The organism is Paenibacillus sp. FSL H3-0333 (assembly GCF_038002805.1).
GTDB lineage: Bacteria > Bacillota > Bacilli > Paenibacillales > Paenibacillaceae > Paenibacillus_AQ > Paenibacillus_AQ silagei.
This window is the reverse complement of the sequence record NZ_JBBODG010000001.1, coordinates 2,585,659-2,602,031: the sequence shown is the minus strand read 5'-3', so window position 1 is coordinate 2,602,031 and position 16,373 is coordinate 2,585,659. Positions and strand designations below refer to the sequence as shown.

Below are 16,373 nucleotides of genomic sequence, written 5' to 3'. Positions count from 1 at the left end.
AAGCCTCCTACAGGTTGAATTGTTGCTTAATGACCGCAAGCGCAGGCAGATCGACTACCGCACCGGTGAATTTCAGTTTGTACGCGCTGACAGCAGATCCAAGCTCCAGCGCTTCTGTGAGCGTATACCCTTTGATAATAGCTGTATAGAATCCGGACCAGAAGGCATCTCCTGCTCCCGTCGTATCTTCAATCTGCGTCGCCTTGGTCGCAAACGACATCGTTTCGCTGCCGGTGGAGACGAGTGCCCCGTCCTTGCCCAGCGTCAGAATGACCAGCTTCGCGCCAAGCGCAAGGAATCTGGCGATCTGCTCCTCCGGCGTGCCGGGACCGAACAGACGCTCAGCGTCATCCTCGGAAGGCTTGATGATATCCACCTTCGGGATGATGCTTTTGACATAGGCTACCCCGTCCTCCCCCTTCTGCCAGATCGAGGGGTGATAGTTGGGATCGAAGCCGATCAGCACCTTATGCTTCCGCGCCGTCTGGATCACCCGCTCCACTGTCTCACGGGACGGGGTCCTGGAGATCGGCCAGCAGGAGAAGTGGACAATTCTGGAATGAATCAAGGCTTGCTCCAGCGCCTCATTGTACTCCAGCCGGTAATCCGCCGCACGGTAAAAGATCGGAACCGGCGTAGCCTGACTCTTGGTAATCACCACCATACTGGTAGAATCATCGACCTGCTGGATGCCGCTTGTCGCCATTCCGGCGCTCTGAAGCCGGTTCATCAGATAGTTGCCCAGGCTATCCCTGCCCACTGCCGAAGCCACATGCGACCGGATGCCCAGCTTCCCCGCATTAATGGCAATATTTGAAGGCGATCCGCCAAAATACCGGGTATATCCATCACCTACCGTGTCCTCGCCGTACTCATTGGAGATCATATCCACGAGCAGCTCGCCCACTGTTAACACATCGTTCGCCTGATCTTCAAACTGTATTGTCTCTCCGAGTTTAAACACCCGCACTCCCCCTTGGTACTCCAGTATCCTTGTGTCCTATCCATTCTATGGTCTCTGTGTACACAATACTTTCAAAAACCCGTCCTCTTTTTATAATTTAAGAGTTCAAGGCTCTTGCCAGGGCATGGACGTATCCCTCTCTGGCTCTGCGGCTGACTTCGGCTGCAGGGACAACATGCTCGAAGCCATGATAGCCTCCCGGGTAGAGATGAAATTCCACTTCTACACCCGCCTGTGCCAGCCGGGCCACATAGTCTATCGTCTCATCACGGAACGGATCGAGCTGTCCGACGCAGATATAGGCGGGCGGAAGTCCCGCCAGTTGATCCGCACGGCCGGGTGCCGCATAAGGGGAGGTGTCTGCACCTCCGGCAGGGCCGCCCAAGTACATCTCCCAAGCAACCAGGTTGTTCGCCCGGTTCCACACCGCCGGGTGCGTGACCTCATAGCTCGAAGGTGTAATGTTGCGGTCATCCAGCATTGGATACAGCGGAAGCTGGAAGCAGAGGGCAGGACCGCCCTTATCTCTAGCCATCAGGGCCAGGGCAGCCGCCAGACCGCCGCCCGCACTCGCGCCGCCTACGGCAATCCGGGCCAAATCGATGCTCAGCCCGTTGTTGATATCGGCCAGCCACACAAGCGCTGCATAACAGTCCTCAATGGCAGCCGGGTAAGGATGCTCCGGGGCAAGGCGGTAGTCGGGCGACACGACCACACAGTTGGCCGCGAGGACGAAGCTCTCGCATAACGCATCGTCACCGCTCGGCTGGCCCAGAATATAGCCGCCCCCATGAGTCCAGAGCAGGGCAGGCAGCTTATGCTTACTCCGCTTCGCCGGTTCATAGATTCTGATCCGTACCGGCCCGGAACCGGCAATCAGGACCCGCTCCGTAATGCGGACACGGTCCGACGGTTCTGTAGGCAACGGAATCATATTCCGGGCTGCGGCCAGATCCTCCGGCAAATGCAGCGGCGGCAATCCGGCAATCCCCTCTCTTAATTCCGGGGCCACGCGGTGAATGAAATTCATCTATATTCCCTCCATATCGCTTCTATGTGAATGAATCCTGCGTGCTTCAAGTGGTCCCCTTCTCCGATAACCGGACGGGAAGAATCGTCTCCAGCGGGACCGGCTCGCCGGCAATCTGCTGAAGCAGATATTGAACGGCCAGCTCGCCCATCTTCTTAATCGGCTGTACGATAGTAGTCAGATCCTCCGCATCCAGGGCGGCAATTCCGTCATATCCAATGACTTTGACTTGACCGGGCACGGCTCTGCCCAGCCTTCTGCACTGCTTCAGCACCTGCAATGCCAGCATATCGCTGCTCGCGAATACGCCGTCCAGCTCAGGGCGTTCCTCAAAAAGACTGCTGACCAGCTTCTCGTAATCCTTATACTTGAATCCGTTCAGATCGGTTTGCCGGACGGTATATTCAACATCTTGCCTGCTGACCAGCTCCAGGAAGGCGTCATGCCTTTGCTTGGCCAGCAGATTCAGGCGCAGATTCCCGCTGAGATAGGCGATGCTCCGGCATTTTTTGCGCAGCAGCAGCCGGGTGGCCAGCACTCCCCCCTGATAGTTATCCGAGGCAATGAACGGGATCGTCTTCGAGATCTGCCGGTCCAGCGACACCAGCGGCAGGTTGATTGACTTATAATCGCTCACGCTCATCGTATGGCTGCCCATGATGATGCCGTCAACCCGGCTGGCCCGCAGCAGATCGATGTACTCTTTCTCTTTTTTCTTGTGATGCAGGGAATTGCACAGCATAAGCTTGTAGCCTTGTTCATAGGCATAGGCCTCAATATGCTTGGTTACCTCTCCGAAGAACGGATGGGAGATATCCGGCAGAATCAGGCCGATAATATTGGACTTCTTGCGCAGCAAGGAGCGTGCCACCTCACTCGGATGGTAATTCAGCTCCTCCATGGCATCGTTTACCTTTTGCTTCAGACTCTCACTGAGGTACCCCCGGTTATTCAGCACACGGGAGACGGTAGTGACGGAGACGCCGACCTTCTCGGCAACATCTTTGATGGTTACAGCCATCCGTACCTCCTGACCCGGGTCAGCCTTCTTCCTCTGTTCAGCGGAACAGAGCATGACTCTGTGTTAACCGGTTAATATAATAGGGCAACATCAGCTTTAAAACGATAATGAACATCGAGGGTTTTAAAGTCTGAGCAAGAACATTGGGCTAATATTAAGCTGATATCACCCTGTTTCCTACTCCTACTCCTACTCCTACTCCTAAATTCAAGTGGGTAATTGTATTTCCTGCAACAGAAAATGGATATCTGGCCGTAAAATGAGATTCTATTGCATTTCATACAGTGGAATGTTGTGTTTTGGGTGAAAAATGGCCTCTTTTCAACATTCAATTGTACTGAAAACAATAGATTCTATTTTGAAGGCTTTTTTACAGCATTCTAATGTACGAAATGCAGTTGCTATCGTTACAGCACCTGCAGCATCGGAAGGACTGCTGCGGGAATATTCACAATATTAAACCTGCTAGTCTACTAGAGCAGACCTGGCAGGGATGCTGCCAATCCTGAGTATCAGGTCGTGCCGCGCTCCACAGCCGTTACCGGGAACGTATTCACCATCGCCACCGTCTGGCCCTCGATCTGCTGGACGGCCAGCTCCATAATGGCTTCGCTCATCTCCTGAATCGGCTGCCGGACAGTGCTTAGACGCGGGGAGATCATAGAGGCGAGCTGCACATCATCATAGCCCACAATGCGCATCGCTGAAGGAATCTCCTTGCCGAGCAGGTTGCAGGCATGAATGACCTCAGCGGCAATCACATCACTGCTGGCAAATACGCCGTCGATCTCAGGATGCTCCTGGAGGTAGGCGGCAATGGCGGTGTCCCCTCCGGTATAGCTCCCCTCATTGACCTCCAGTTGCAAGTACAGCGGCGCAAGCCCGGCGCGCTTCAGCTCTTCTTCGTACCCCTGCTTTCTCAGGCCGGCCAGCATGAAGTGATGCTGGGGACCGTCGATTCCCCGCTGGATATAGACCGTGTGCCGGCAGCCCTGGCCGGTTAATAACCGGGCAGCCAGCCGCCCGCCCTCCAGATTATCCGAGGTGACCACGGGAATATCCTCCGAGATGACACGGTCGAAGGAGACGATCGGCAGGTCCAGGTGAAGATAATGCTGCACATCCAGCACGGCACTGCCCATGATGATGGCGTCAACCTGGTTTTTTTTGAGCATCTCGATATAATCCACTTCCTTGGAGACGTTACGGTTGGAATTGCAGAGCAGCAGCTTGTAGCCCTTAAGGTCTGCGTAATATTCGAGATAGGCGGTCAGCTCGGCAAAAAAAGGATGGGAAATCGCCGGGATGATCAGCCCGATCATATTGGATTTTTTGCGGAACAGGGCCCGGGCCATTTCATTCGGCTGATAATTCATTTCCTTCATCACCCGGTAGACCTTCTCCTTCGTCTTGTCACTGATATACCCTCTATTGTTAAGGACTCTGGACACCGTATTCACAGAAAGTCCTGCCTGCTTCGCAACATCCTTCAGATTCGCCATAGAAACCACCTTGCTTTTTAGTTCCAATTATAGATGAATTTCGCATGGATTTCAGCTATTGAAGCGTAATCGTCACTGCGGTGAACATTTGGACTTCCTCGCTGCCCCTTATTTCAGCGCCCCTTCCGTGATCCCCTTGATGATCTGCTTTTGCAGGAACAGGTAGATGATCAGCACGGGAATGATCGTCATAATCAGCCCGGCCATCAGCGGCGCATAGTCCACAGAATAAGAGGAGAAGAAGGTATACGTGGACAGCGGCAGTGTCTTCTGATCCGGCGATAGCAGCACCAGGCTGGGCAGAAGATAGTCATTCCAGATCCAGAGCACATCGAGTACCAGCAGGGTGACGAACACCGGCTTCAGCAAGGGCAGCACAATACTGAAAAACGTCCGCAGCGTACTGCTCCCTTCGATAAACGCCGATTCCTCCAGCTCGTAAGGAATGCCTTTGATAAAGCCGTGGAACGTGAAGACGCCAAATGGTACTCCGAAGCCGAGGTACATGAACAGCAGCGTCAGCTTGGTATTCAGCAGCCCCATATTCCCGTACAGCATGACCATGGGAATCATCAGCACCTGGAAGGGCAGAGCCATGGAGGCCAGCATGAGGAAGAAGAAGATGGAATTCACCTTCCATTTGTAGCGTACGAACAAGTACCCGGTCATCGCCGAGAAAATAATAATGATCGTGACGGAAATCCCCGTAATGATCAGCGAGTTCATGAACCCCTGCATAAAGTCCATATTCTCAAACGCACTGGCATAGTTCTTGAAATTAATCGTTGTCGGCAGCGACAGCGGGCTCTCGAAGAATTGCTGGGTGGTCTTGAAGGAGTTCATAATAATCAGCAGGAACGGTGTTAAAAAGGCCAACAGCAGCAGGTACAGGAATCCTGTCCGCAGGCCCGGGAGGATACGCCGGTTAGCATTCATTAAGATTCCACCTCCAGCTTCTTCAGCAGATAGGATTGCGTCAAGGCGATAATCGCGACGACAGCGAACAGAACGACTGCCTCTGCCTGGCCGACACCGTATTGATTGGACAGGAAGGCTTTTTGCACGATATGGTAGGTAGCCAGCTCCGTTGAATTGAACGGTCCGCCCTTGGTTAACGCCAGGTTGATGTCATACGTTAAGAAGGACCGGGACAGGGAGATGAAAATACAGATGACGATCGCAGGAACCGTCAGCGGCAGGATAATTCTGCGGATCACTGAAGTCCGCCCCGCTCCGTCGATGCTCGCCGCCTCCAGCACATCATTCGGTACGCCAGTGAAGCCTGCGATATAAATGATCATCAGATACCCGACCAGCTGCCAGGCGGTCGCAATGATCAGCGCCCAGAATGCCGTCCCCGTATTCGTCAGCCATGAGGTCTGAAACAGCTCCCAGCCGTATTTAGCGCCAAGGTAAGGCAGCACCTGTGAGAAAAGCGTCTGCCACAGGTAGCCGAGTACGATCCCGCCGACCAGATTGGGCGTGAAGAAGCCGGTGCGCAGCCATTGTTCGCCCCTCCCGCCTCTCGTCAAGGCGAGCGCGATGAAGAAGGCGAACACATTGGCAATTACCACGGTGAAGAAGACATACTTCAGGGTGAACCACAGCTGCTGAAGGAACACCTTATCCCGGAACACCTCCAGATAATTCGTGAAGCCGATCAGGCTGCTGTCGCCTGTCCGGACATCCCAGTTCGTGAAGGTCAAAAATAAGCCGACGATGAACGGTATGATCACAACGGCGGCAAAAGCGAAGATAGAGGGACCTCCGAAGACCAGAAACGTCCCCGCATTCTTCAGTGATAGCTTTTTATTCATAGTGCTGCCCCCTTTCCTCTTAACAGGCTGAACTGGAGAATTTTTTATGTTTTGGGATTAGCCGCGACTCCAGAGAAGTTTTGGACTTCCGGCCGCTGTTGTCTGCAGATTTCTTGATTTTATACCGTTTTTAACGGTTGAAATCCGCAGACAAAGGCGATCGCTATCGCTCCTTCAGTTCCAAAATTCCCCTCCGTCACTTTTCCCTTAACTTAAGTCTTCAAGTTCAATAAATAGATATTCTCTATTTCCCTGCATACGATTTCCAGTAATCCTGAACCTCCTGCGCCAGCCCCTGGCGGTCGATATTGCCTACCAGATACTTCTGCATCGCAGCGCCGGTCTTGGCCCAGTAATCCTGCGGCAGGTAATTAATCACCCCAATGTTGATAATCTTCCCTTGCTTCACGTATTCGCTGACGGCGTTAGACATAACGTTCGTGCTCTTCGCCTTAAGATCCTTGTACGGCATGGACAGCCCCATATCGGTAATAATGGCCTTTTGCCCGTCCTCGCTGCTGACCATCCATTCGATGAACGCTTTGGCGGCTTCCTGCTGCTCCGGCGTAGACTTCGAATCATCGATGGCGAACAGCTTAGGCTCGCTGTAGGCGACTTGCGCGTTGCCGAAATCCTCCGGGTTATTGCTAACCGGCAGCGGCAGGATACCGAAGTCAGTATCGCGGCCTTCCAACGTTCCGATAACCGCCCAGCTCCAGTCCCCCATGAAGTAGAAGGCGGCAGCTCCCTTGGCGAAATCCGCGCTGTCGCGGTTATAATCGGCAACGAGCGGGTCACTCTTACGCGCGTTGTATTTTTTCAGCAGATCGAAGGTATCCATCAGTCCGGTGAACTGCGGATTCTCCGTCAGTTGAACCTGCCCGTTCTTCAGCTCCTCCACGAACTTCCGGTTGTCCTCCACTTTCTGCGACTGCAGGGAATAAGTCAGTCCCAGATAGTGGGCGCCAAGCGACCAGTCTGCTCCGTGAAGCATGACCGGTGCTTTGCCGGAGGCTTCGATCTTCTTGAAAATCGCTTCGAGATCATCACGGGTCTTCACCGATGCTGGATCAAAGGCACCGCCGATACCCTCTTCTACCGCACGCTTGTTGTACAGCAGACCGTAGCCTTGGGCCGTCCAGGGAATACCCAGGAATTGTCCGTCCAGCAATGCGCCATCGATGGCTCCCGGATTGGTCAGCGCTTCATATTTCGCCTTCTCCGGCTCTAAATCCAGAAAATCATCCTTATATTGAAGTATGGTGCCTGCATCCAGATTCACGATGGTCGCCGGATTGCCGGAGGCCAGCAGGGATTGGAACTTCTCAAGCTGCGCGCCGCCGATCGGTGTAGGAATCAGTTCAATTGTCACCTGCGGATTCTGCTCATGATACTTCTTGAACAGCTCTTCGAACACGGTATTCACTTCTGCGGAGGTATTGAAGAACGTAAGTTTGACGTCTTTGGAGGCCTGCTCTGCCTGTGTTCCCCCATTCCCCTTGTCTTCCTTGCCAGCATTGTTTGCTGAATTCCCCTTGGAGCAGCCTGCGAGTAACCCGGTGACCACCGTCAGAGCGATAGCGAAGCTTGCAGCTTTTCTCAATTTCAACTGAATTCCCCCCATACTTATGATTGTTTTGAATGCGCATACATTTCGGATGCAATTTTATGATAACCGGTTAACATATTTATGTCAATCGGTTATCATATTTAAATTTTAGCTAATGTAGAGGAGTGAATATGACTCTTGCAGCGGGGAAAAACGAATCCGGCCCATAGCCCTCCCGGCGCTGCTGATTGTATTCGGTTTTTCGCATACATCCGGCCCTCGCGCCACTTCCAGTCCAATTGTGGTCGGTTTTTCGACCACATTCCGCCCACGCACCTCTCCCGCTCCAATTGTAATCGGTTTTTCGATTACATTCGGCCCAAGCGCCCTCACCGCTGTCCAATGAAATCGGTTTTTCGATTACATTTGCCCCCCAGCCCTCGCAGCCGCACATTGTAATCGGTTTTTCGACCACATTCCGCCCACGCGCCTCCGCCGCGCCCAATGTAATTGGTTTTTCGATTACATTCGGCCCACGGCCCTCACCACTGCCCAATGTAATCGGTTTTTCGATTACATCCCGCCCACGCGCCTCCGCCGCGCCCAATGTAATCGGTTTTTCGATTACATTCGACCCACGGCCCTCACCACTGCCCAATGTAATCGGTTTTTCGGCTACATTCGGCCCACGCGCCCTCACCGCTGTCCAATGTAATCGGTTTTTCGCATACATCCGCCCCCCAGCGCTCGCCGCTGCCTATTGTGTTTGGTTCTAGCAGGCCAGCAGCAAAAAAGGCTTCAGCCCAAATGAGCCGAAGCCTTTCCCCTACAGCTTCCCCCGGTAATCCTGGGGCGTCATGCCGAACTGCTCCTTGAACACTTTGATGAAATACTGGCTGTTGGCGTAGCCGAGCTGCTCGGAGATCTCATAGATTTTCAGTTCGGAATCCCGGAGGCTTGCTACGGCCTGCTCCATCTTCCTATTCAGGATATACTCGCTGATGCTGATCCCGCTGACCTGCTTGAACAGCCTGGAGACATATGCCGGATGAAGCGAGACCGCGTCCGCAACGAATTGCTGGCTGGCCTCTGCCAGATTAGCAGCGATGCAGCTCTGCATATCTTTGACGATGCCCATCCGGTTATTCTGTGTATCCCGTTCGAGCTTGCCCTGCAGGTTATCCACCAGCGCCTCACCCCAGCTGACCAGTTGGGACACGGAACGGAAGAGGGTCTTATCCAGCAGCTCCCGCCCGACCAGATCGGACAGCAGGCTATGATTCTTATGGGCAATATAGTGAAAGGAGCCGAGAATCATAGTACGGATCTCCTCAATATATTCTTCGTTATACGACGGCAGGTTGTTGCTGAATTCTCTCAGCTGCTGCAGCCGTTCCTTATACCCCTGCCACTGGCCGGTCTCCAGCAGATGCATCAGTGTCGGGGAAGCATATAAGTCCTTGAGCGGCTGGACCGGCGAGCTCTTCTGCTTGTCCGTCAAGGAGATGAAATAGCCCTGGTCATTGCCCACTTGCTGTCTTAACGCCGACTGGGAATCCTCATACATGGCGCGGATATCCAGCGGGAATTCCCCCGGGTAGGACAGAATAACCGAGATTCCGCCATTCAGATATTCATTCACACTGCTGTGCAGCTGATGGGTATTATGGGTTAGCTGCTTGAGAATCTTGTCCGGGTCAACCGCCCCCGCTTCACTGCTCTTCACAATAAACACCAGGTTCTCGTAAGCATCCCGGCCATGCCACAGCTCGAAGCCCGGGCCCAGCAGCTCGCAGGCAATGTTCGTCACCGCGTATTCAAAGAGCAATTGGCTGTCCGGCCCGAAGTTCGTGAAATGCTCCTCCAGACGGATCAGAATCAGGAAGACCCGGTCGTTCAGCTGAAAATCAATCTGATATCCGCTGAGCTTGTCCTTCAGCCGTTCCTGCGGATAGGATTTGCCCTGAATCAGCTCGGCCAGCAGCTTATCCTTCAGCGCCGGGAGATGCTCCCGGAAGGCCAGCATCGCCTGCTCATAAGATGCCGTCCGGTCGATTTCCTTCTTAATCGTCTTAATCGTGCTCTCCAGAGCAGCACGCAGCTTCTGGTGATCCAGCGGCTTAACAAGATACTCTGCCACCCCATACTGAAGGGCTTCCCTGGCATATTCGAACTCGGCGTAGCCGGTTAGCAGAATACACTTGATTCTCCGGTGGGTCTTCCGCACCTGCTTCACCAGCTCCAGCCCGCTCATCCCGGGCATGGCGATATCCGTAATGACTATATCAACCGGGTATTGCCCGATCATCTGTATGGCCTGGGCGCCGGAGTAGGCTTTATATACTTTTTCAATCCCGAAGTCCTGCCATGGAAAAGCAAGCTCCAGATCATCTACGACATATTGTTCATCATCTACCAGCAGAATTTGCAGAATGAGCTTCTCCCTCCTTTTCAATCCGAATCCGGTAACAGGTGCCTTCGGACAGCACGGAGTCTACGGATAACCCGGAGTCTTTGCCAAAATACAATCGCAGCCGCTGATTCACATTCCTTAGCCCCGTTCCGAGCTGTTCATTGCTGATAATATTATCCTCGATATGGCGGCGGACCGCGCCGAGCCGTTCTTCCGTCATGCCGATTCCGTTATCCTTCACGGTAATCAGAAGATACGAATCATCTTCCTCGGCGGCAACCGAGATGATGCCGGGCCTCAGGCCCGGTTCAATGCCATGCTTAATGCAGTTCTCCACGAGCGGCTGCAGAATCATCCTTGGCAACCGGTATCTGCCCGCCTCCGCCGTGACACCGAATTCGAAGGTTATCTCTCTTTTGCGCAGATGGACCATGTGCAGATAATGCTCGACGAAATCCAGTTCATCCTGGAGCGTAGAATCCAGCTGTTCAATCTTATGAATGTACCGGCAGTAGGAAGCCAGATGCAGCGTCATCGCGGTGACCGCATGATAATCTTCGATGCTTGCTTTGCTCTGAATGAAATTCAGGCAGTTATAGAGAAAATGCGGATTAATCTGCGCCTGATACTGCTTCAGCTTCGCTTCCTTAACCTCAATCTCACCCAGCAGAACCTGCTCAATCAGCGTCTGTGTATTCTCCGCCATCCGGTTAAAGGAATTGCCGAGCACCTTGAACTCATTGACCTGCAGATCGACGGCTCGGCTGGAAAAGTCGCCCCGGTCGAACCGGTCGATCGCCTTGCGCAGCATGATAACCGGCTTCTGGACCTGCTTGCGGAGCAGCAGGGTGTAGAACATAATACCCACCAGCACCACCAGTACCGCATAGAGGAACAGCCGGTTATTGCGGTTAATCGGTTCGATATACTGGCGCTTGGGATAGGCGTCTATGAAATATAGATCCAGCATGTCCGACTTCATATAGTTAATCAGATACTCTGCACGATTCTCTGTAGCGGAGAGGGTTCCCCTGTTCCCGTTAATCCCAGGACTGATCGACTGTAACAGCTCCTGCGGAAACGCCGCCCCCGGCTGGATAAAGGCCCGCTCAGAGGCATCGTATAACAGCGGCATACCGGATACATACTGATCCATCATTTTCACCAGATTATCCAGAGAAATCCTGACTTCAATTAACAGCGAGCTGATATGACTGCGCATGATGTTGGAGTAATATCCCTTGCCTTCCTTATCCATGTGCAGCACCCAGCGGTTCCGCGCCTGCTCCGGGGGGCTGAAGGTGCTGAAGGAGAAGGAGGAATCAGAGGATACCGTCTCTTTCTCATCCTCATAGTACAGAATCACTGTATTCTTCCAGGAGGTAGAGGCGGTGTTCAGGGCGAGCTTATCGATGATGGTCAGCTTCATCTCATATTTGGAATATTGATCCCCGAACTTCAGAATATAAGGATATCCACGCACAGACTGGTCCTGTGACAAAGTAATGGTATTTGTCAGCACCTGTTCAAATTGCGTGGATAGCTGGGAGGTCATGAATTCAACCTCGTACATTTTATTTTTTCTCAGCTCATTCTGAATGTCCTTCACGTTCAGCCGGTAGATGAGCCAAAACGCACCTACGATGATCAGCAGCATCAGCATCAGAACAAACGACAGCCACTGAAAGATAGACAGACGATATTTCACATTGCCCTCCTCCAAATGAAAGGACGGCCTGGGGGCCGCCCTGATTCTCCGTATCTTTACTTCGATAGAGATTGATACCATTCATTGACCTCTGTGGTCACTTTGTCGCCGCCTGTAGTTTTCCATTTCTCTACAAAGGTATCAAATTCGTCTACCGGCGCTTTGTCATAAATAATTTTGTTCAGAATTTCCTTCTCTAGCTTCTCCAGCATATCTCCACGGGAGAGCTGAGTTTCAGTAGGCGTACCTGTGAACATCTCAGGCATTACACTGTCCTTCTGATCGACGATGATTTTGGCTGCTAAGATCTGCTCAGGAATACGCTCGGACAGATTCTTCTCATACTGGTTAGCAGGCTCAGCGCCGCCGGCCAGCTTGGCCAGTGTATTCATCATCAGGTTAGGAATAATGGCTCCATCGTAAGTCAGGGTATAACGGATCGCATCCACCCAGCCGCCTGGAATCTTATCCGTATCCTGCTCTTTCAGGACGGTTCCGTCTTCAGCGATATCATAATCGTAGCCTTTGGCGAAGCCGTTCACGAAGGTTGTGCTGTCCGGGTTGGCCCAGTTATCAAACAGATAGTTCTGGTAGACGAAGAATGCGTCTTTATGCTCCATATCCTTGTTGATCAATACAGCACCGGAGGCGATCTTCGTGCCGTGTCTGCCTACCTTGCCATCCGGGCCTGCCGGAAGCGGATAAGCCTTATGCACTGCACCTGGAACGTTCTTCTGCAGATCCGGCAGCGGCCAGCCTGTCATCCAGTAAGGGCCGACAATGATACCCGATTTGCCTGCAGTGAAAGCTTCTGTTGCTTTGTTCTCATCATACAGACCGGATTCGGAGGAGATATAGCCTTCTTTCATCCATTTCTGCATCGTTGCCAGGCCTTCCTTCATCTCCGGCTGGACAGAGCCGTAAGCGAGCTGGTTGTCCGCCGTCTTGTTCCACTGATTAGGCATGGCGCCGAACATCCCGAAGACCCATCCGGCTTCCGACATCCATGTGTTCAGGTTGTTTTTGAAGCCTACAGCCAGTCCCGTTGTATCCTTCTTGCCGTTGCCGTCAGGGTCCTGGTTCGTGAACGCATCGAGCACGGTTTCCAGCTCAGCCAGATTCGTCGGAGCCTTAAGGTTCAGCTTCTTCAGCCAATCCTCACGGATATACATAACCGGGTCATTATTATAAGCGTTTTCCAGAATCGGGATCCCCATCCGCTTGCCGTCTCTCATGTAGGGATTCCATACGGTTGGCTCTTCGGCCATCGCTTTTTTGTAGATATCGGAAGCATATTTGTCGAACAATTCGCCCGCATCGGTGAACTGGCCGCTGTCAATCAGATCGGAGATCAGGGAAGGGCTTCCACGGAATGAGATGATGTCCGGCATTTTTTCACCTGAGGTCAGCATCAGGCGCAGCTTGGTTTCATAGGCGTTATTCTGGTCACTTACGGTCCAAAGATACTTGATATCAATGCCCAGCGTATCCTTGGCCCATTTGGTGTGCACGTTATTTTCAATATTTTCGCCATTCTTGAATTTCAGGCTGCTTGCGATGGGAAATACCGTTGAAATGGTTACAGGCTCTGTATATTTGCCATTCTCAAAGGGAGCCGAATACATAGCGTCTTCGCTTGCCGCCGGCTTGTTGTCCCCTTCCGCCTTCTTGTTGTCAGCATTGCCGCCGCATCCAGCCAGCAAGCTGCCCAGCATGACTGTGGATAACACTGCCGCCGCAGAGAATTTCATTTTCTTTATCATTTAATCTTGCACCCCTTTAATTAAAATTTAATCATATTAAGTATATGAGTCAATCTTTTTCAGCTTCCAGCGCGTGCATCACCCCCTTTAATAGGAAGGACGGCTATTCCTTAACCGCCCCGAGGACAATTCCCTTCACGAAGAAACGCTGCAGGAATGGATACACGATGAGGATCGGCGCCATTCCGATGAAGATCTGCGCGGCTTTGACCGTTCTTTGCGAGATATTCTCCAGATCCTCCGGCCGTACGGTCACCTTACTGAAGTCCTGCTGGACAATGACTGACTGCAGGAAGGTCGCCAGCGGATAGTTGCGGTGATCCGTCATATACAGCAGGCCGTCGAACCAGGAGTTCCAGTGACCGACAATCGTGAACAGCGACAGTGTAGCAATAGCCGGCATGGATACCGGGAGATACACGCTGAACAGTGTTCTGAAATGACCTGCGCCGTCGATGAAGGCGGCTTCTTCCATTTCTTTGGGCACGGCCCGGAAGAAGTTAAGCAGCAGAATGATATTCCATACCGAGACGGCTCCCGGCAGAATCAGCACCCATAAGGAGTTCATCAGGTGCAGCTTCTGAATCAGAATGTACATTGGCACCAGACCGCCGCTGAACAGCATGGTGAAGACCAGCAGCCAGATATACATGTTCCGGCGTCTGAACCGGGCGTTCTCTTTGGACAGCGCATAGGCAGCCAGAATGACTACCCCCATGCTGAACAGCGTTCCCAGCACCGTGCGCTGCAGTGTCACCCAGATGGACCGGGTGAAATTCTCATTGGCTACGGTCTTGGTATAGGCATCCACTGTGAAATCTACCGGCCACAGACCCACCAGATTGGCATTGGCTGCCGATTTCCCGCTGAACGATACAGCAAGAACGTGAATCAGCGGAACAACACACATGATTGAAACTGCGATCATCAGGATATAGTTGAACACGGTGAAGATGCGGTAAGGTTTTGTTTTATGATACATGCCCTATTAGCCTCCATTCTAGAAAATACGGTAGTTAGCAAATTTATACGAAAGGCGGTAAGCTGTTACGATCAAGACAAAGCTGACAACGGATTTGAACAATCCGACCGCTGTGGAGAAGCTGAACTTACCGTCAACAATTCCTAGTCTATAGACAAATGTATCGATGATGTCCCCTTTATCGAAGACAAGCGCATTATATAGGTTAAAGATCTGGTCAAAGCCTCCGTTAAGCACGTTACCCAGCGCCAGTGTTCCTACCACGATGGTAATCGGCAGCATGGCCGGCATCGTAATCGACCAGGTCTGCTGCCAGCGTCCTGCTCCGTCTACCTCAGCCGCTTCATAGAGTGCCGGGTTAATTCCCGCCAGGGAGGCCAGGAAGACGATGGTGTTGAAGCCGAACTCTTTCCAGACATCACTCACTACAACGACAAACCGGAACCAGTTCCCGTCGCCCAGGAAGAAAATCGGCTGGATGCCGAATACACTGACCAGCACCTGGTTGATCAGGCCGCCGTCTCTGGCCAGCAGGTCGGAGAGAATACCGCCCAGGATCACCCATGAGAGGAAGTGGGGCATATAGACAATGGTTTGTACCATTTTTTTGAATGCCATCTTGCGGATCTCATTCAGCAGCAGTGCGAATAAGAAGGGAACGATCAGGTTGGCGATCATTTTCAGACCGGCAATAATCAGTGTGTTCCAGATGATCTGAACGTTCTCGGGAATACTGAACAGATATTCAAAATGCTCCAGCCCCACCCACTTGGAGGCACTAAAGCCTAAGCCCGGCTTGTAATTCTTGAAGGCAATCGCAAGTCCTGTCATTGGAATATAGGCGAAGATCACGGTTAGGATCAAAGCCGGCAGAACCATCAGATCGAGACTAAGGTTCTTGGTCCATTTCGATTTTTTCCGGGGCTTCCCCGCATTGACATCCAGTTTCTCGCCTTTTACGCTGGCTGGCGTAACCATGTTTTTCATGCTTCTGCTCCCCTTTGCTGGTCAACGTGTATCCGTTTACTTTGTTTATAAATTAATCATACCTAGCCGGACATGACAGATACATGATAAATACAAAGCATTGATAACAAAATGATAACTATGTTAAGTGTGGGGGCAAGGTACCGCCAAAGAAGAAACCATTACGATTAGTTGGAAAAACGTATCTTAATTTAGCCGATTTGGAGCATTTGAGGAAATTAGGTGGATTTATGCTATTTATTTTCGAGAAAATCTTCTTTTTGTTCCGGCCCTGGCGTAACAAGTGCCTTTTTTCCAACTACTGTCTGGCCGGGTCCATTCTACGCGCGAACAAGTACCCAAAATCCAACTATTTCCTCATACAGTACTGGGGCAACGCGGACAATGCAGACATAACAGTCCCCTAAAGCAGACACCGCAGCCATATTACTCCCATCACAAACATCCACCCGTTCAGGCACTACTCTCCACTCATCAATGTCCAAACGCTCCAAGCGGCTCACTCTCCCTGTTGACATCCACTCGCTCCTAGCGACACCTCTATCCATCGATTGTCCTCCCACATGGTACGCTCCCTCCCATCACAAAAAGCAGCGGCCCCCCCTTACCTGGGAGAACCGCTGCTCAAATCAATGCT

12 protein-coding genes are annotated in these 16,373 nt (G+C 52.2%); all 12 read right to left on the bottom strand.

Features of this window, described 5'->3' with window-relative positions; genetic code table 11:
• Positions 1-7: 7 nt before the first annotated feature.
• Positions 8-964, bottom strand: a complete 957-nt coding sequence (locus tag MHH78_RS11585; protein ID WP_076076232.1) for a carbohydrate kinase family protein — start codon at positions 962-964, stop codon at positions 8-10.
• A 97-nt stretch (positions 965-1,061) separates the two neighbouring features.
• Positions 1,062-1,994 carry an alpha/beta hydrolase gene (locus MHH78_RS11580; protein WP_076076230.1) on the bottom strand — a complete coding sequence of 311 codons (933 nt, stop codon included), beginning with the start codon at positions 1,992-1,994 and terminating at the stop codon, positions 1,062-1,064.
• A 46-nt stretch (positions 1,995-2,040) separates the two neighbouring features.
• Complete coding sequence (locus tag MHH78_RS11575) at positions 2,041-3,015, bottom strand: LacI family DNA-binding transcriptional regulator (RefSeq protein ID WP_341167484.1); 975 nt, start codon at positions 3,013-3,015, stop codon at positions 2,041-2,043.
• Between the two features lie 512 nt (positions 3,016-3,527).
• A complete protein-coding gene (locus MHH78_RS11570; RefSeq protein WP_341167483.1) occupies positions 3,528-4,517 on the bottom strand; it encodes a LacI family DNA-binding transcriptional regulator in 990 nt (329 codons plus the stop codon).
• Between the two features lie 108 nt (positions 4,518-4,625).
• Positions 4,626-5,453, bottom strand: coding sequence for a carbohydrate ABC transporter permease (locus MHH78_RS11565; RefSeq protein ID WP_341167482.1), 828 nt, complete (start codon positions 5,451-5,453; stop codon positions 4,626-4,628).
• Positions 5,453-6,334 carry a carbohydrate ABC transporter permease gene (locus MHH78_RS11560; protein WP_341167481.1) on the bottom strand — a complete coding sequence of 294 codons (882 nt, stop codon included), beginning with the start codon at positions 6,332-6,334 and terminating at the stop codon, positions 5,453-5,455. The genes MHH78_RS11565 and MHH78_RS11560 overlap by 1 nt, the downstream gene beginning before the upstream one ends.
• Before the next feature lie 244 nt (positions 6,335-6,578).
• A complete protein-coding gene (locus tag MHH78_RS11555; protein WP_341167480.1) occupies positions 6,579-7,943 on the bottom strand; it encodes an ABC transporter substrate-binding protein in 1,365 nt (454 codons plus the stop codon).
• A 766-nt stretch (positions 7,944-8,709) separates the two neighbouring features.
• The gene (locus MHH78_RS11550) at positions 8,710-10,338 is read right to left on the bottom strand and encodes a response regulator (RefSeq protein ID WP_341167479.1); all 1,629 of its coding nucleotides are present in this window, start codon (positions 10,336-10,338) and stop codon (positions 8,710-8,712) included.
• Complete coding sequence (locus tag MHH78_RS11545; protein WP_341167478.1) at positions 10,292-12,004, bottom strand: sensor histidine kinase; 1,713 nt, start codon at positions 12,002-12,004, stop codon at positions 10,292-10,294. Before MHH78_RS11545 ends, MHH78_RS11550 begins: the two co-directional genes overlap by 47 nt.
• A gap of 56 nt (positions 12,005-12,060) precedes the next feature.
• The gene (locus tag MHH78_RS11540; RefSeq protein ID WP_076076214.1) at positions 12,061-13,767 is read right to left on the bottom strand and encodes an extracellular solute-binding protein; all 1,707 of its coding nucleotides are present in this window, start codon (positions 13,765-13,767) and stop codon (positions 12,061-12,063) included.
• A 103-nt stretch (positions 13,768-13,870) separates the two neighbouring features.
• Positions 13,871-14,749, bottom strand: a complete 879-nt coding sequence (locus MHH78_RS11535) for a carbohydrate ABC transporter permease (protein ID WP_036724075.1) — start codon at positions 14,747-14,749, stop codon at positions 13,871-13,873.
• A gap of 18 nt (positions 14,750-14,767) precedes the next feature.
• A complete protein-coding gene (locus tag MHH78_RS11530) occupies positions 14,768-15,727 on the bottom strand; it encodes an ABC transporter permease (protein ID WP_445668091.1) in 960 nt (319 codons plus the stop codon).
• Positions 15,728-16,373 lie beyond the last annotated feature (646 nt).